The organism is Acinetobacter sp. 1566109, assembly GCF_000582255.1.
GTDB classification, from domain to species: Bacteria; Pseudomonadota; Gammaproteobacteria; order Pseudomonadales; family Moraxellaceae; genus Acinetobacter; species Acinetobacter nosocomialis.
Genome location: NZ_JEYB01000006.1, coordinates 71,638 through 87,313, shown reverse-complemented (window position 1 = coordinate 87,313; position 15,676 = coordinate 71,638). Strand labels below are relative to the sequence as shown.

16 protein-coding genes are annotated in these 15,676 nt (G+C 37.7%); 8 read left to right on the top strand and 8 right to left on the bottom strand.

The genetic code is table 11. The features are described from left to right. The first annotated feature begins 192 nt into the window (after positions 1 to 192). From J582_RS08820 to J582_RS08800, 6 genes are all read left to right on the top strand, one after another. Positions 193 to 552, top strand: coding sequence for a hypothetical protein (locus J582_RS08820; protein WP_002050680.1), 360 nt, complete (start codon positions 193 to 195; stop codon positions 550 to 552). Positions 553 to 652: 100 nt separating this feature from the next. After that, the gene (locus J582_RS0104475; RefSeq protein ID WP_032047770.1) at positions 653 to 979 is read left to right on the top strand and encodes a hypothetical protein; all 327 of its coding nucleotides are present in this window, start codon (positions 653 to 655) and stop codon (positions 977 to 979) included. Positions 980 to 1,086: 107 nt separating this feature from the next. Beyond that, positions 1,087 to 2,193 (top strand): signal recognition particle-docking protein FtsY, encoded by a 1,107-nt coding sequence (gene ftsY / locus J582_RS08815; RefSeq protein WP_002050665.1) that lies wholly within the window; start codon positions 1,087 to 1,089, stop codon positions 2,191 to 2,193. Positions 2,194 to 2,380: 187 nt separating this feature from the next. Further along, entirely contained in the window at positions 2,381 to 2,977 is a 597-nt protein-coding gene (locus J582_RS08810; protein WP_002050635.1) for a nitroreductase family protein, read from the top strand. A gap of 211 nt (positions 2,978 to 3,188) precedes the next feature. After that, complete coding sequence (locus J582_RS08805; protein WP_031982730.1) at positions 3,189 to 3,860, top strand: DUF2057 domain-containing protein; 672 nt, start codon at positions 3,189 to 3,191, stop codon at positions 3,858 to 3,860. 76 nt (positions 3,861 to 3,936) lie between these two features. Continuing rightward, entirely contained in the window at positions 3,937 to 4,461 is a 525-nt protein-coding gene (locus J582_RS08800) for a GNAT family N-acetyltransferase (protein WP_031982729.1), read from the top strand. Positions 4,462 to 4,471: 10 nt separating this feature from the next. Here the strand turns inward: J582_RS08800 and J582_RS08795 are convergent, their stop codons facing one another. The 8 genes from J582_RS08795 to J582_RS08770 all read right to left on the bottom strand — a co-directional run bounded on the left by J582_RS08795 (position 4,472) and on the right by J582_RS08770 (position 10,148). Then, positions 4,472 to 4,771 carry a cyd operon YbgE family protein gene (locus J582_RS08795; protein ID WP_079377014.1) on the bottom strand — a complete coding sequence of 100 codons (300 nt, stop codon included), beginning with the start codon at positions 4,769 to 4,771 and terminating at the stop codon, positions 4,472 to 4,474. Further along, a complete protein-coding gene (gene cydX / locus J582_RS0104470; RefSeq protein ID WP_000270276.1) occupies positions 4,772 to 4,873 on the bottom strand; it encodes a cytochrome bd-I oxidase subunit CydX in 102 nt (33 codons plus the stop codon). A 13-nt stretch (positions 4,874 to 4,886) separates the two neighbouring features. After that, positions 4,887 to 6,032, bottom strand: a complete 1,146-nt coding sequence (gene cydB / locus J582_RS08790) for a cytochrome d ubiquinol oxidase subunit II (RefSeq protein ID WP_031982727.1) — start codon at positions 6,030 to 6,032, stop codon at positions 4,887 to 4,889. Continuing rightward, on the bottom strand, positions 6,029 to 7,615 hold the full coding sequence (locus J582_RS08785) for a cytochrome ubiquinol oxidase subunit I (protein ID WP_004708483.1): 1,587 nt from the start codon (positions 7,613 to 7,615) through the stop codon (positions 6,029 to 6,031). Before J582_RS08785 ends, cydB begins: the two co-directional genes overlap by 4 nt. Continuing rightward, on the bottom strand, positions 7,615 to 7,809 hold the full coding sequence (gene cydP / locus J582_RS0104465) for a cytochrome oxidase putative small subunit CydP (protein WP_004701293.1): 195 nt from the start codon (positions 7,807 to 7,809) through the stop codon (positions 7,615 to 7,617). The genes J582_RS08785 and cydP overlap by 1 nt, the downstream gene beginning before the upstream one ends. 375 nt (positions 7,810 to 8,184) lie before the next feature. Continuing rightward, positions 8,185 to 8,793 carry an OB-fold-containig protein gene (locus J582_RS08780; protein WP_002050666.1) on the bottom strand — a complete coding sequence of 203 codons (609 nt, stop codon included), beginning with the start codon at positions 8,791 to 8,793 and terminating at the stop codon, positions 8,185 to 8,187. Positions 8,794 to 8,818: 25 nt separating this feature from the next. After that, a complete protein-coding gene (locus J582_RS08775; RefSeq protein ID WP_002050689.1) occupies positions 8,819 to 9,127 on the bottom strand; it encodes a Rieske (2Fe-2S) protein in 309 nt (102 codons plus the stop codon). Positions 9,128 to 9,143: 16 nt separating this feature from the next. Beyond that, positions 9,144 to 10,148, bottom strand: a complete 1,005-nt coding sequence (locus tag J582_RS08770; RefSeq protein ID WP_031982726.1) for an adenosine kinase — start codon at positions 10,146 to 10,148, stop codon at positions 9,144 to 9,146. Positions 10,149 to 10,385: 237 nt separating this feature from the next. Here J582_RS08770 and J582_RS08765 point away from each other — a divergent pair, with 237 nt between their 5' ends. Together J582_RS08765 and J582_RS08760 are read left to right on the top strand one after the other, a co-directional pair. Next, on the top strand, positions 10,386 to 12,479 hold the full coding sequence (locus J582_RS08765) for a TonB-dependent receptor (RefSeq protein WP_032047769.1): 2,094 nt from the start codon (positions 10,386 to 10,388) through the stop codon (positions 12,477 to 12,479). Positions 12,480 to 12,729: 250 nt separating this feature from the next. Further along, positions 12,730 to 15,669 carry an insulinase family protein gene (locus J582_RS08760; protein ID WP_032047767.1) on the top strand — a complete coding sequence of 980 codons (2,940 nt, stop codon included), beginning with the start codon at positions 12,730 to 12,732 and terminating at the stop codon, positions 15,667 to 15,669. Positions 15,670 to 15,676: the final 7 nt, after the last annotated feature.

The window sequence follows — 15,676 nt, the reverse complement described above, 5'->3', positions numbered from 1 at the left end:
GATTACTTTTTCTAAAGGCCACTGCCTTTGAACTAATGTAACTTAGAATTGTTAAACTAATATTACAAATTAATGGATTTGTCAACTATTGTTCAGCATTAGTTGGTTCACTATTAGGATACATGATTAAACATTATTCACAAATAATTTTGAGTAAAATCAATATGAGAATAAAAGACAAGGAGAATAACTATGACAAATACTATCGATGGCTTTGTTTTTGATACTCCTCCTAAAGAGGAGCAAATCATAGAGCTTGCTCATTACCATCGTAAATTATTAGACGAAGCAATTTTCCATCAAGAAATACATTTAGGTGATTATTGTTTGGCGCAACGTAAACGGGTTTTTGACTATGCTCGCCAATTGGATCCTAATCAAAAAGCTTGGTTCTATCAGGTTTATGATGGTGAACTTAGAAAAATTGCAGATGAAGATGAATTGCATCCAGCTGATGCTGAAGAAGGATTAAGTATTTTTGCCATGTTACTGGTGCTAGTAATTATTGCAGCAATCTTATACTTCTCTGTAATACGTTCTTTAATAAGCTAAAGTTTATCATCCAGTAAGGCTAAAGAATATTAGCCTTACTGGATTTTGACCTTGTGCTGAAGTGCATTGAACCCTACACTACATCAATTAGAGGTAGGTCATGCTCACATTCAAAGAAAATTTTCTTAAATTAAAGTCTGAGTTAAAGGCAGACCAATGTTTTAATCTGGTTGTGATTATTATCATTGGCTGTATTTTTATGCTGTCTTATTTAGCATTGTTTCGTCCTGTGAACTCGGAACAGTATCAACGAATTGTACAACTTTCTCGACAGGCTACATATCCTAGAACTCAAGATATGGCAGAGTTGATAATGACTCAATCAAAAATTCATAGGGCAGAGTATCTAAAGTTAATGTACGCTTATCAGTCTGAACATGATCATATCAAGGAATATCCTGCGTTAGCACAAGAAGATACTCAATAAGCATGGTCTTTATTTTAGAAAGGTTTTGCTCGCTATTGGAGCAGGCAAAAACTTGAATTTATGCTAAACTTTCTATTTTTTAACACGCTGCTTTTCAAGGAATCGGCATGCAACAACAATCGAATATGCAAAATAAATTCTTGATAGATGCTGAGATCGGGGATGACGATGTCACATTGCCTAATTTACCTGCTATCGATGTTCCTATCGTTGAGTCACCTGTTAAGCAAGAAGTAAAAGCACCAGAAGTTGTCGAGACGGCACCTTCAACTGAGCCAGAGCAACCAAAATCTGGTTTCTTTGGGCGAATGAAAGAAGGTTTAAGCAAAACTCGCCGTAATTTCACCGATGGTATGGTAAATATCTTAATTGGTGGTAAAGAAATTGATGATGAGCTGCTTGAAGAAGTTGAAGAGCAATTATTAGTTGCAGATATTGGTGTAGATGCAACGAAAACGATTATTACCAACTTGACTGAACGTACTGCGCGTGGTGATTTGATTTATTCACATTCGCTTTATAAAGCCTTACAAGAAGAGTTGGTTGCTTTACTGGCTCCACGTGTGAAGCCTTTGCATATTGACCCTAATAAATCACCTTATGTGATTTTAATGGTGGGCGTTAATGGTGTTGGAAAAACAACCACTATTGGTAAACTGGCTAAGCGTTTACAAGGCGAAGGCAAGAAAGTCATGTTAGCAGCAGGTGACACATTCCGTGCAGCTGCTACTGAACAATTGCAAATTTGGGGTGAGCGTAACGACATTGCTGTTGTCGCTCAAGGCCATGGTGCAGATAGTGCTTCGGTTATCTTCGATGCTTTTGAAAGTGCGCGTGCTAAAGGTATTGATGTGTTAATTGCAGATACCGCAGGTCGTTTACATAACAAAAGCAACTTAATGGAAGAGCTTAAAAAAGTTAAGCGTGTTATGCAAAAAATTGATGCTACGGCACCTCATGAAATTATGTTAGTAGTAGATGCAGGTACGGGGCAAAATGCAATTAACCAAGTACAAGAATTTGATCAAGCAGTAGGTTTAACTGGTATTACTATTACTAAGTTGGACGGTACTGCAAAAGGTGGTGTACTGTTTAATATTGCTAGTCGTACTCATGTACCAATTCGTTTTATTGGTGTGGGTGAAAAAATTGATGATTTAAGACCGTTCTCGGCAAAATCATTTGTAGCGGCATTATTTGAAACAGAAAAGTAATTTGCAGCTAAACTCTAAAAAAACCTCATGAAATAGTGAGGTTTTTTTATATCCATATCTTTTTTTATTGTTGCGAAAATAAAACGAACTGTCATATTTTTAATGCTGATTATAAGAAATGAGTTTCATAGACTATATTCATTCCCAAACAACGGCCAATGGTCAAACAAATAGGTAGGAAATAAAAATGTCTACTTTCTTAGATAAAATTAAAAACCGTCGTACTATTTATGCAATTGGTAAAAATGTTGCATTAGATCGCACAAAAATTGAAGAAACAATTCGTGAAGCTGTTAAACATAGTCCTTCATCGTTTAATTCACAATCTTCACGTGTAGTTACTCTATATGGTGAATCACATACTAAATTTTGGAATTTGGTTCGTGAGGCATTACGTAAAATTGTTCCTGCAGATGCTTTTGCTGGTACTAATGCAAAAATTGATAGTTTCGTTGCCGGTGTTGGTACAGTACTATTTTATGAAGATCAAGCTGTTATTAAAAACTTGCAAGAGCAATTTGAACTATATGCAGACAACTTTCCAGTTTGGTCTGAACATTCAACCGCAATTGCACAATTTGCAACTTGGACTGCGCTTTCAGAACTTGGTTTAGGTGCTTCTTTACAACACTATAACCCAATTGTTGATGCTGACGCTGCTGAAGCATTTGATATCCCATCAACTTGGAAATTACGTGCTCAATTAGTATTTGGTTCTGTTGAAGCACCAGCTGGTGAGAAAGCATTTATTAACGATGAAGATCGTTTCAAAACATTTAACTAATTTTAGTTAATCAAAAGAGTACCTCAATGGTACTCTTTTTTTTGTGTTCAAAATTAACATGAAAAATAGTTATTTATTATAATTCAATAATATATTTTAAAAGTTTTAAGTGTAGTTATGCTAAAACAGATAGTGTCATAAAATCGTCATAATCATATTGCATATTGCTCATGTTTTTACAAACTATTAAATATTATAGAGACGTGAACAGATGACTTTAAGATTAAGTGTTGCTGCAATTGGTTTATTACTAAGCGGTTCGGTATTTTCAGCAGTTACAATTACGGCACCTGAGGAAATTGTAATCCTTGCGGTGAACGGTCAAGAAGTCAATTCAGGATTATTCCGTTCCTCTAAAAATAACTACAAAATTGATGCGGGTGAAACAAACCTAAGTGTGCGTTATCAAGAATACTTTGAACATCTAAATGGTGAACACGATATTGTTAAGTCTGGTGTTGTTACAATTCAAACTCCAACTTTAAAAGATGGTCAAACTTATAAGCTTGCTATGGTGGGTGTACCAAAAAAATATGAGCAAGCAAAGAAATATGCTGAGCAACCAACAGTCGCTTTATATAACTCAAATAACGAACTGGTTGTTCAGCAAACTGGTGCAAACAACGAAGCAAGACCTTGGTTTGCAACGGGTTTGTTGGGTAAGGTGGCTGACTTTACGACAAAGCCTTCTAAACCACAGCCTGAACCTGTTTATGCTGCTGCCAAGCCATCTACTTCTCAAGTTACAACATCTATTGCCGCAACAGTACCTTCGGCAGGTGTTGCACAAACAAATGATCAGCGTCTAGTCGAGCTTTGGCAAAAATCTTCTAAGGCTGAGCGTCAAAAATTTATGGCTTGGTTAGCTGAACAATCAAATTAAGCAATTGCTATTCAAGATAAAGCCGATTTAATATCGGCTTTATTTTTTAAATATTTAAAATAGCCTAAGCATATTTATGATGAATTTAAATTTCCGTTTAGCTGAACTAAGTGACATTCCATCACTTTTAGACTTGATTAATCATTCTTATAGAACACAACAAGGTAGAAGCTGGACAACTGAAGTTGAATTCGTAAAAGGCCAACGTATTAGTCAAGAACAATTGACACAGCAATTGAAATTGTCTAACTCGGTATTATTAGTTGCAGAAATAGATTCTTCACAAATTGTTGCATGTATTGGTCTTACATTTCAGAACAATACTGTTGAGATAGGAACATTCTGTACAGATCCTAATCTACAGAATATGAAAGTTGGTCGCTGTGTTTTGGAGTATGCTGAACAGTTCGCTTTGCAAAAAACACCAGAATTGGACAGTGCACTCATGTATGTTTTAAATGTACGTTCGGAGCTAATTGCTTATTATGAGAGACGTGGTTATGCAAAAACAGGTCATGTAGAACCATATCCGACTGAAGCAGACGTTGGAATACCACTTATACCAATTAAACTAATTGAAATGAAAAAGGACCTCAAATGAGGTCCTTTTTTTAGGTTAAAAACCAGATGTAATAGCCTAAAAGCATGAGAGGCCAAGCTACCCATGGGCTAAATAACCATTTCCATAACCAGAAGTGTGGTACAAAACCAACCCCGTAAATGAAGCCTCCAGAAATACCCACCATCACCAGCATAAGCTGGCTATGATTGTAGTGTCCGTTTGCATCTAACATGAGGGAAGGATGCACCAGTAAAATTACAGCAAGCGGCAATGCCAACAGAAATGAAATGGCCATTGCGAATGCTTGAGCTTTTCGTTGATTTGGTGCTGTCATTGCGTTTGCCATGATTTATTCCTCATCTAAATTTTGATGATGTTCGATATAAAGTGCACTGAGTACACCCGCAAAACATGCCATCAAAATTCCAAGAATCCATGCGAAATACCACATATGCTTCTCCTTATTAGTACAAGCTGTGCGAGTTTGACTCGATATGTTTGTTGGTAATCACGCCCCACATTTTGTAATACGACCAACTGGTGTAGAGCAAAATGATCGGAACGAATATGCATGCAGCAACAGTCATAACCCCTAAAGTACGATGGCTTGATACCGCATCCCACATTGTTAAGCTAGAGTTTGGATTGACACTTGATGGTAATAAAAATGGGAAGAGTGCAAAACCAGCAGTTAAGATCGCACCTACAATCATTAAGCTTGTGCCAGCAAAGCTTAAGCCTGCTTTTGCTTTTGATGCTGTAAAGAATGCAATAATTGCCCCTAAAATTGCGAGAACTGGAGCGATCTTGGTAATTGGATAATTAGTGTAATTGTTCATCCAACCTGAGTTGTTATTTGTGACTACCTGTTTAGCTAAAGGGTTAAGTGCAGCATTTGTATCAATTGCTGCAGCATAGCTATAACCAGGAACTTGACCGAAGCATAACCAAGCTCCAATAACAAGAAAGCAAACCAAGAATACTGCTGCCATAATTTGAGTGGCCTTAGCAGAACGCTGTTTTAAAGCGCCGTCTGTGCGAAGCATAAGCCAAGCACCGCCGTGCGCACACAACATAGATAAACTGACAATGCCGCAAACTAAAGCAAACGGGTTAAGAAGAGCAAAGAAGCTACCCGAATATTCAGAGCGCAATGTGCTATCTAAACTAAAAGGAATACCTAAGAATAAATTACCGAATGCTACACCGAAAACTAGAGCAGGCACGGCACCACCAATACAAAGGCCCCAGTCCCAAGAGTTGCGCCATTTTTTATTTTCGAGTTTAGAACGATAGTCAAAACCTACAGGGCGTAAGAACAGGGCAAATAGCACAAGTAATAAGGCCCAATACATTCCGGAGAATGCAACCGCGTAAACCATTGGCCACGCAGCAAATAAGGCGCCACCTGCTGTAATAAACCAGACCTGATTACCATCCCAGTGTGGTGCTATGGTATTAATAGCAGCACGTCGTTCGTTATCAGTCTTGCCAACAAAAGGCATGAGTGCCATTGAGCCCATATCGAAGCCATCGGTTAAAGCAAACCCAATAAGCAAGACCCCAACTAACACCCACCATATGATTTTCAGGAGTTCGTATTCAATCATGATAAAGCCTCTCCATTAACAGCTGCTTTTGGCTCTTGTTTTTCAAAATGGTATTTACCAGTGTGAAGTGAGCTTGGTCCTAAGCGAGCAAATTTAATCATTAAGTACATTTCAATAATTAAAAGGACGGTATAGAACGCTGCTAACGCGAGGATGGAACCCCACACATCGCCTGTACTTAAACTTGAAGCTGATAAGTGTGTTGGTAAAATCTCACCAATAGACCACGGCTGACGGCCGCCCTCAGCTACATACCAACCAGTTTGTGCAGCAATCCATGGAAGTGGTAAGGCAAATAATGCATATTTAAGTAGCCAAGGTTTATTCTCAGCATTTCTTTTCGCAACAGCCCAAGTCGCTAAAATGAAAAGAAGCAACATTAAGAAGCCAGATGCAACCATTGCACGGAACGAGAAGAATAATGCTGTAACATTTGGAACAGTGTCTTTCACAGCTGCTTGAATGTTTTGTTCGCTTGCATCTACAACATTTGGTGCATATTTTTTAAGAAGTAGGCCATAACCTAAATCTTTTTGATTTTTTTCAAATGAAGCTAACAACTCAGGTGAGCGATCACCAGCACGTAGTTTTTCAAGTTCAGCATAAGCAAGCATACCGTTACGAATACGCACTTCATGCTGTTGCATTAAGTCTTTTAAACCAGTGACTTCTTTAGTTGTTGAACGAGTTGCAATTAGACCTAATGCATATGGAATTTTAACTGCATAGTCTGTTCGCATTTCTTCATGGTTGGGTACACCAAATAACGTAAATGGAGCAGGAGCAGGGTGAGTATCCCATTCTGCTTCAATTGCAGCGAGTTTAGTTTTTTGCACATCACCTAACTCATAACCAGATTCATCACCAAGCAAAATCACTGAAAGTGTAGAGGCAAGACCAAAAATGGCGGCAATTGCAAATGAACGGCGGGCAAAAGGTAGGTCACGTTTTTTGAGTAGATAGTAGCTTGAAATGGCAAGTACGAAAATCGCACCTGTTACATATCCGGCAGAAACAGTATGTACAAATTTAACCTGTGCAACTGGGTTGAAAATAAGTGCACCGAAATCGACAAGCTCCATACGCATGGTTTCGAAGTTAAATGCTGCACCTACCGGGTTTTGCATCCAGCCATTCGCAACTAAAATCCAGAGCGCTGACATATTAGAGCCAAGAGCAACTAACCAAGTTACACCTAAATGTTGTACTTTGCTCAGGCGATCCCATCCGAAAAAGAATAAACCAATAAATGTTGACTCAAGGAAGAATGCCATTAAGCCTTCAATTGCTAATGGTGCACCGAAAATATCACCTACATAATGTGAGTAATATGCCCAGTTTGTCCCGAATTGGAACTCCATGGTTAAGCCTGTAGTTACACCTAAGGCAAAGTTAATACCAAATAATTTTCCCCAAAACTTAGTCATATCTTTGTAAATTTCTTTACCAGATATCACATAAGTTGTTTCCATAATAGCCAGAATAAATGCAAGGCCTAGGGTCAAAGGTACGAAAAGAAAGTGATACATTGCGGTCATGGCAAATTGGAACCGCGAAAGATCAACCACGCTTTCAGAAATCATCAACGTGTCTCCTTAATGTGGGAAGTGTTATCGCCTGCAATATGCTCGGCGACCTGATTGTCGAAATTTTTGGGGATAGTGGGAGCGTCAAACCAAATATGTTTGATTGTTAAGAGAAGCACGACTTTAATTATTAGAATAATCGTAATTTCTCTAACTAATTTGGCATTAATATCTAGATTTTTAAGGCTCATAGAATAAACCTCGATACATATTAATTTCATTATTAATCAAAATATATTAAAAATAAACAATAAATATATTTTAAATAAAAACTTAATTATCTTTTTTATATAAAACAATATCTTATGTATTTAAATAATTTTAAATAAAATATCTTACTAAAATAGTTTGGATTGATTGTTAAATCCAACTAAAACACTTGTAAATAAATATTTTAAGTTGATTAAAATGGTATGGTTAAATTTAATTCTGATTAAAATGGTTGGGTATAATAAAGTTATTTTTATTTCTAACTAAAAGAGTTGGATTAATTTTAATTAAAAAATAAAAAGATAGAAGGGAATAATAAAGTTATTAAACTGATAAAAGACAAAAATTATGGAAAATTAATCGGGTGCAAAAAGATCGTTTGATAAGGAGATTTTTTTGGCAACATAATGGCTTTTATGCACTTTAATAAGAATGACTTGTGAATATAATTCTAGCTCGCCATATTCTGGTTCAACTTGCACGTAGTGTAGTTGGCCGAACTCATCACGTACACGTGCTTGAGCTGAAAAACCGGGTCTGGCACTGCCACTAGAGATAGTTGCTAGTCGCCCTAAAAGATTGTAATTGGTATGTGTATGCTTTGGTTTAATCACTTGATCAAGACAATGAATCATAAATACGGTAAAAAAGATTGCAATGACCAGTGCAGGGATGATTAAGTAAAATGGAGTGATAAAGTAATGCTGTATAGCAAAGAAAGACAGCTGTAAGAAGTAACCAGCAAAACTGAAATTAATGAGTAAAAAAACAAAAATTAGAGCTTTAGAAAACTTAACATTAAGTATAGGTGAGTTAGTAAGCCAGTCTGGTGCAATTTTTTTTAGGAGTTGACTCGGCCGTAACCCGATATACATACCAATAGTTTCTACCACACTGAGCAATATCAAAGCCACAACACTTAAATGAAATGGCATAAGATAATAATTAAAAAAGAAATCAGCCATGGTAGAAACTCTAATGTTGATGATCTCAGTCTACGATATAAATACCGCCATCTGAATGTACTTTAATCTCAACTTTATTTAAAAAATCACCTAAACAAGGACCTGAAATACATTCGCCAGTTTCCACGTTAAATAAAGCACCGTGAGTAGAGCATTGAATATATTCTTTGTCTTGGTCTAGAAATTGATTTTCTAAATACTCAAGTTCGGTTTGCAAATGCGGGCATAAATTCTGATAGGCATAGAATGAGCCATCACGCTGTGTAATGAAAATAGTCGTTCCTTGTAAAGTGTCAAAAGCTCTAGCTTCACGCTCAGGAACTTCTTCCGTCATACAGATCCTTTCCATTTCAAGCACATTCCTTCTGAAAATTTTCGAGAAGTTTAGCATAGTCATTAATGGCTAAACGAGGACCAAATTGAGACACAACTTCACTAGAAATTAAGATGGCTAACTGCGCCGCAGCAGTTAAATCTTCATGATGATTTAATGCATAGAGGAAGGCACCAGCAAAAGCATCACCAGCGCCATTCGTATCTACAGCTTCTACGTGACGGCCAGGCACATGAAAATGTTGGGTTGAATTTGCAACTAAAGCACCTTTGGCACTTTGTGTAATCACAACAGTATGGTTTTTAAAACGCAACTGAGTGAGTGCATCCTCAATAGTAGAAGTATTGGTATACATTAAAGCTTCTTGTTCATTACAGAACAATAAATCTACACCATCATCCATAAGCTCTTCTAAGCCTTCACGTGCGTATTGAACCATTGCAGGGTCTGATAAAGATAACGCAATTTTAACGCCGTGAGCTTTAGCTATTTCTCGAGCTTGTTTTACCGCTTTACGTGCCGTTTCACTCGTAGAAAGGTAGCCTTCAATATAAAGCCATTTTGCTGTTTTTAATGGCTCAAAATCGATTTGGTCTTGAGAGAGTTCAGCTGTAATACCTAAATAGGTATGCATGGTACGCTCAGAATCTGGACTAATAAGTACCATACAGGTGCCTGTTACACCTTCACTGATGGACTTTGGCGTAGTCTGAATGCCTGCATCATTTAGACCTTGCAGATAAATTGAACCCAAATCATCGTTGCCAACGCGGCAACCATAAAAAGCAGTTCCACCTAATGCACTAAAAGCTACAGTTGTATTTGCAGCAGAACCACCACTTGCTTGGCCTTTGTAGTCTTGAGTTTGCTTTAATTTTTCATAAAGGGCAGATTGTGTTTTACCGTCAGACAACTGCATGGTGCCTTTTTGTAAGCCTTGCTGACTAAGAAAATCATCAGACACTTTAAATTCTTGGTCGATTAATGCATTACCAATTGCAAAAAGATCTACAGTTGCCATATGTGTTGTCACAGAATAAAAAATCAGACTGATAATTTTACACCATTGCTCACATTTGCTGTAGTTTATTGAATAAAATTCAGGTAATTCAGCAGTTAGTAGAGTTTTATTGTTTGCCTAAGCAATCGAAATATTCTTTTTAATAAATATTATCAATTAATAATGATTATTGATAATATTTACAAATGTATAGTATTTCATTGAAACTTCGCCTGAAATTATTCATAGCGAACTTACATGAAACGTTCTATTTTATTTATTTCATCAGTTGGGGTTATAACAGGCCATGTATATGCCGCAGAGACAGACTCACAGGCTGTAACCAACCTTCCAACGATTTCAGTAAAAGCTGAGAAGGAAAACAGTTTAAAACAAGAGGTAGGACAAGCATCAAGTGCCACTAAAGGACTTATGCAATTAAAAGATGTTCCTCAAATTGTAAATGTTGTACCGAAACAAATTCTAAGAGAGCAGACAGTGACTTCTATGCAAGGTGCTTTGCAAAACGTTGCTGGTTTGAGCTTTAGTGTGGGGGATGGGCAACGTGATCAGGTCATGATTCGCGGTTTCTCTGCAATCACAGATAATTATGTAGATGGTATTCGCGATGATGCTTTGTATTTTCGTGATATGTCGAATGTTGAACGAGTTGAGGTACTAAAAGGACCTGCTTCTGTATTATATGGACGCGGTTCGGCGGGCGGTTTAGTTAACAAGATTAATAAAAAACCAATGGATCAATCCTTACGTGAAGTGAGCCTGATTGGCAGTACTACAGGGCAACGTCGTGCAGAAGTCGATGTAAATGAAAAAGTAGCCGAGAATGTTAAAGTTCGTTTAACTGGTGCAGTTGAAGACTCAGATGGTTATCGCGATCAGGCATTTTTAAAACGACAGGCGGTGGCTCCATCTGTACAGTGGGATATTACTGATAAAACCAAACTTTTACTTCAGGCCGACTACTTGCACGATGATCGTCTAGCTGATCAAGGTTTCCCGACAGATCCAATTACAGGTAAACCAGTTAAGACAAATCCTAAAACTTTTTATGGTGCATTAAACGGTAAAGAAGTTGGGGATGTCGATACTGAAATCTCAAGCCAGACTATCAGCTTGGATCATGAGTTTAATGATCAACTCAAATATCATGGTGCAGTTCGCCACTATAACTACTCATTAGATCGTCAATATAGTGTTGATACGCATCCTGCTGATAAGACAAAAATTACTTTGACTCAAAATAAACGCCTGCGTAATGAAGATGGTGTATATGTTCAACAAGAGTTGAGCGCTTTATTTAATACAGGTTTCTTAAAGCACAATACTTTAATTGGTGCTGAATATAGTAAACAGCATAAAGATGAGATACTTTGGCAAGGTGCTAAGACAACTACTGATTTATATAATCCTAAATTAGATTACTGGGCACCTATTAATACCGGAACAACAGTTGCACGCAATAACAATAGTAATACCTTTGAAAACTATGGTGTGTATCTGCAAGATTTAATGACAGTAACAGATCAGCTTAAAGTTTTAGTTGGTTTACGTTATGACAATCTATCTCAAGATCGTGATGATAAAACGAGTACGAATTTAGACTTAAACCGTACTGACAATACTTATTCTCCACGAATTGGGGTGGTCTATCAGCCAGTAAATAATCTTTCACTTTATACTTCTTATAATCGTTCTTTCCAGCCTTTGGCTGATTCATTTGTTTTTTATCAAAACAGTGCTGATTTAAAACCAACAAAAACTGAAAATTATGAGGCGGGTGCAAAGTGGGATGTGAATGATCAATTGAATGTGACATTGGCTTTATTTGAAATGAGCCAAACCAATATTCAAAACCAAGATCCAGCTAATCCAAATCAAGCACTATTGGCAGGCGAGCAAAAAACAAAAGGTGTTGAACTTTCATTAACAGGTCAGTTGACTGATCAGTTGTCAGTGCTAGCTGGCTATTCTTATATGGATGGTAAGATTGAAAAGTCGACTGTTGGATTTACGGGTAATCACTCAGCGCTTACGCCAAACAACACAGCTAACCTGTGGTTAAAATATCAAATTAATGATCATTGGTATGCGGCTGTAGGTGGTCGTGGTGAATCATCGCGCTTTAGTGCACCAGATAACAAAAACGTTTTACCTGGGTATGCGGTTGTAAATGCAGCTTTAGGTTATCAAAGTGAACGTTATGATGTGAACTTAAACCTAAATAACTTGTTTGATCGCGATTATTTTGTTTCCGGCCATAGTGGAGCAAATGATTCAAATATGATGGGTGACCCTTTAAATGCTCAAGTCGCACTTCGCTATCGTTTTTAATTGAAAAAGTCTAAAAAGCTCATCATTTTGGTGAGCTTTTTTATTTGTCGTGTAGCATATAGATAGTATTAAAAGGTTTTGTTCTGGTAGGATACAACTAAGCTAGCTATGTGCTTGATATCAAAGCTATGCCCATGAAAACTAATACTCAACAAAAACATAGTATTTTACTTGGCTTTTGTTCGCCAATCTCAAGCCGACTCAGGCTATAATGAGACTTATTCACTTATCCGATATGTTAGGAGATCACATGACTGTAGATGTCACTGAAACCATTTCTCAAACTGTTCACCCTGCGTTTCAGTTGCTACGTCAGCACCATGTTGAAGCATTAGATATTTTAGTGTCTGAATATAAGCATAAAGTCACAGGTGCGGTGCATTATCACTTGGCAACTGATTATGATGAAAATGTATTTCTTGTTGCGTTCAGAACACAACCTATGGACTCTAAAGGAACTGCACATATTTTAGAGCATACCGCTTTATGTGGCTCTGAAAAGTTTCCTGTTCGTGACCCATTCTTTTTAATGATTCGCCGTTCATTAAATACATTTATGAACGCGTTTACAGCAGCAGATTGGACAGCCTATCCATTTGCAACTCAAAATAAGAAAGATTTCCAAAACTTACTCTCTGTTTATCTTGATGCAGCTTTCTCGGCAAATTTGAATCCTCTTGATTTTGCTCAAGAAGGAATCCGTATTGAACTTGAAAACGGTCAGCCTGTATATAAAGGCGTAGTGTTCAATGAAATGAAAGGTGCGATGAGTGCGCCGTCTGACCAGCTTTATCATCAGTTGGCTCATCATCTATTCCCTGAAACTACATATCACTACAACTCAGGTGGTGATCCAAAAGATATTCCTGATTTAACCTATGAACAGTTAGTCGAATTTTATAAAACTCATTACCATCCAAGTAATGCGGTATTTATGACTTTCGGTAACCAAACGGCGTATGAGTTACAAGAGCAATTCGAAAAACTAGCTCTACATAAATTTACTGCGGGTACAACTTTATATTCAAAACCAGAAAAACGTTTAACAGCTCCTGTTGAAGTCACTGAAACCTATGCTGTTGATGGTGATGAGTTAAAAGACAAAACTTACCATGTGTTGTCTTGGTTGTTACCACAAGCGAGTGATATCAAACTGCGTCTAGGTATGCGCTTGGTCGAAGGTGTTTTACTAGAAAACTCTGCTTCACCACTACGTCATTATTTAGAAACTTGTGGTTATGCTCAGTCGACTGGTCCTTTAATGGGAGTAGACGACAGTAATTTTGAAATGACCTTCTATTGCGGCGTTCAAGGTTCAAATCCAGAGCATGCACAAAGCTTTAGAGATGGTGTTTTAAATGTTTTACGTGAAGTGGCTGCAAAACCAATTGACTCATCGTTAGTTGATGCAATTTTGCATCAAATCGAATTGCATCAACGTGAAATTAATGGTGATGGCACACCATATGGCTTAAGCCTGATCTTAAATGGTTTAAGTGGTGCTATTCACCATAACGACCCGATTCAAATTTGGGATGTTGACAGTGCTATTGCTCAGGTCAAAGAAGAACTTCAAGACCCAATGTGGTTATCTAATTTAATTCAAACACATTTGTTAGATAATCCGCACCGCGTACAAATGACTTTAGTACCTGATGCAACTAAGTCAGTAAAAGAGCAAGAAGCTGAAAAAGCACGTTTAGCTGCGATTGGTGAAAAGCTCACTGAAGAAGACAAAGCAGAGATCGTTGCTAAAACCAAAGCGTTACAAGAACGTCAAGATACGCCAGATAATCTTGAGCTATTACCAAAAGTAGGCCTAGAAGACGTTCCAGCTGACTTGCATATTGTACAAGGTCAATTGCGCGAAATTATCTGTAATCGAATGGATACGCCGTTGAATTTGTATCATGCAGGAACGAATGGTATTTACTATCAACAAGTTCTCATTCAGATTCCTGATGATGTTGTTAAATCGCCATACTTTAATTTGCTCTCTATCTTAATGGGTGAAGTTGGTGCAGGTGAGTATGACTATCTTGAATTACAAAACTTACAAACAGCTGTAAGTGGTGGTTTAGGAATGGGCGCTTCATTACGCAGTAAAGTTGATGATAAAGACAAAATTAGCGCTTGGTTAACGTTAACGACTAAATCTCTAACGCAGAAGTTTGATGCAATTCATTTATTGAAATTAGCATTTGAACAACTTCGCTTTGATGAAAAAGAGCGAATTATTGAGTTGTTGCAACAACGGAAGACACGCTGGCAGTCTCGTTTATCTGGTGCTGGTCATAGCTACGCGATGCAGATCGCTTCTCGTAACATGAGTGCATTGGCTCAACGTGACTATCAAAACACAGGTTTAGGTGCGTTGAACTGGTTAGGCGAGCTTGTTACTAACATTACTCAAGACGATGCTGCTTATGATGCCCTGATTGCTGAATTGAAGCATATCCATACCAAACTATTGCAAGCGCCTAAACAGTTCTTGCTTGTATGTGAAGAGCATCAGTCAGAGCGTTTAGTTGAAGAAATTCAAAACGTTTGGGATAAATTAAACGTTGATACAGCAGCGGCTGAGTTAACCCAAGTCGAGCAAGAAAATGATAATGAACATGAAGCTTGGTTAATTCAAGCCAATGTTCAGTTCTGTGCCTCTGCATATCAAGCAGTTGAAGTGTCTCATCCGGATGCGGCACCTTTAATGGTGTTGGCAGCATACTTGCGTAATGGTTTCTTGCACAGCGCTATCCGTGAAAAAGGTGGTGCTTATGGTGGTGGTGCTAGCTATGATGGAAATGCATGTTCATTCCGTTTCTTTAGTTACCGTGATCCTCGTTTAGCTGACACGTTTAAAGACTTTGAAGCGAGTGTGCAATGGTTGTTAAATACAGAGCAACAACCTCATCAGCTTGAAGAGGCAATTCTTGGTTTGGTGGCGAGTATGGATAAACCTGGTTCACCAGCAGGTGAGGCAATTACAGCGTGTTATGCACTGTTACATGCAAGAACTCCAACTTTCCGTCGTACCTTACGTGAAAGATTATTGCATGTAACTTTAGATGATTTACAACGTGTTGCACGTCAATATTTAATTGAACAAACACCTGTAAAAGCTGTGGTTGCACCTTTTGCAAAACGTGATGAATTGCAACAACTGGGCTTTACGATTAAACAAGTTAATTAAAATAAAA

What these genes read in the sequence shown, in the direction of transcription:
- cydX (WP_000270276.1), bottom strand. Translation starts at nt 4,873, where the DNA reads ATGTGGTATTTCGCATGGATTCTTGGAATTTTGATGGCATGTTTTGCG.
- J582_RS08775 (WP_002050689.1), bottom strand. Translation starts at nt 9,127, where the DNA reads ATGACGGAAGAAGTTCCTGAGCGTGAAGCTAGAGCTTTTGACACTTTA.
- J582_RS0104475 (WP_032047770.1), top strand. Translation starts at nt 653, where the DNA reads ATGCTCACATTCAAAGAAAATTTTCTTAAATTAAAGTCTGAGTTAAAG.
- cydB (WP_031982727.1), bottom strand. Translation starts at nt 6,032, where the DNA reads ATGATTGAATACGAACTCCTGAAAATCATATGGTGGGTGTTAGTTGGG.
- J582_RS08785 (WP_004708483.1), bottom strand. Translation starts at nt 7,615, where the DNA reads ATGATTTCTGAAAGCGTGGTTGATCTTTCGCGGTTCCAATTTGCCATG.
- J582_RS08805 (WP_031982730.1), top strand. Translation starts at nt 3,189, where the DNA reads ATGACTTTAAGATTAAGTGTTGCTGCAATTGGTTTATTACTAAGCGGT.
- J582_RS08770 (WP_031982726.1), bottom strand. Translation starts at nt 10,148, where the DNA reads ATGGCAACTGTAGATCTTTTTGCAATTGGTAATGCATTAATCGACCAA.
- cydP (WP_004701293.1), bottom strand. Translation starts at nt 7,809, where the DNA reads ATGAGCCTTAAAAATCTAGATATTAATGCCAAATTAGTTAGAGAAATT.
- J582_RS08800 (WP_031982729.1), top strand. Translation starts at nt 3,937, where the DNA reads ATGATGAATTTAAATTTCCGTTTAGCTGAACTAAGTGACATTCCATCA.
- J582_RS08780 (WP_002050666.1), bottom strand. Translation starts at nt 8,793, where the DNA reads ATGGCTGATTTCTTTTTTAATTATTATCTTATGCCATTTCATTTAAGT.
- J582_RS08820 (WP_002050680.1), top strand. Translation starts at nt 193, where the DNA reads ATGACAAATACTATCGATGGCTTTGTTTTTGATACTCCTCCTAAAGAG.
- J582_RS08760 (WP_032047767.1), top strand. Translation starts at nt 12,730, where the DNA reads ATGACTGTAGATGTCACTGAAACCATTTCTCAAACTGTTCACCCTGCG.
- J582_RS08810 (WP_002050635.1), top strand. Translation starts at nt 2,381, where the DNA reads ATGTCTACTTTCTTAGATAAAATTAAAAACCGTCGTACTATTTATGCA.
- ftsY (WP_002050665.1), top strand. Translation starts at nt 1,087, where the DNA reads ATGCAACAACAATCGAATATGCAAAATAAATTCTTGATAGATGCTGAG.
- J582_RS08765 (WP_032047769.1), top strand. Translation starts at nt 10,386, where the DNA reads ATGAAACGTTCTATTTTATTTATTTCATCAGTTGGGGTTATAACAGGC.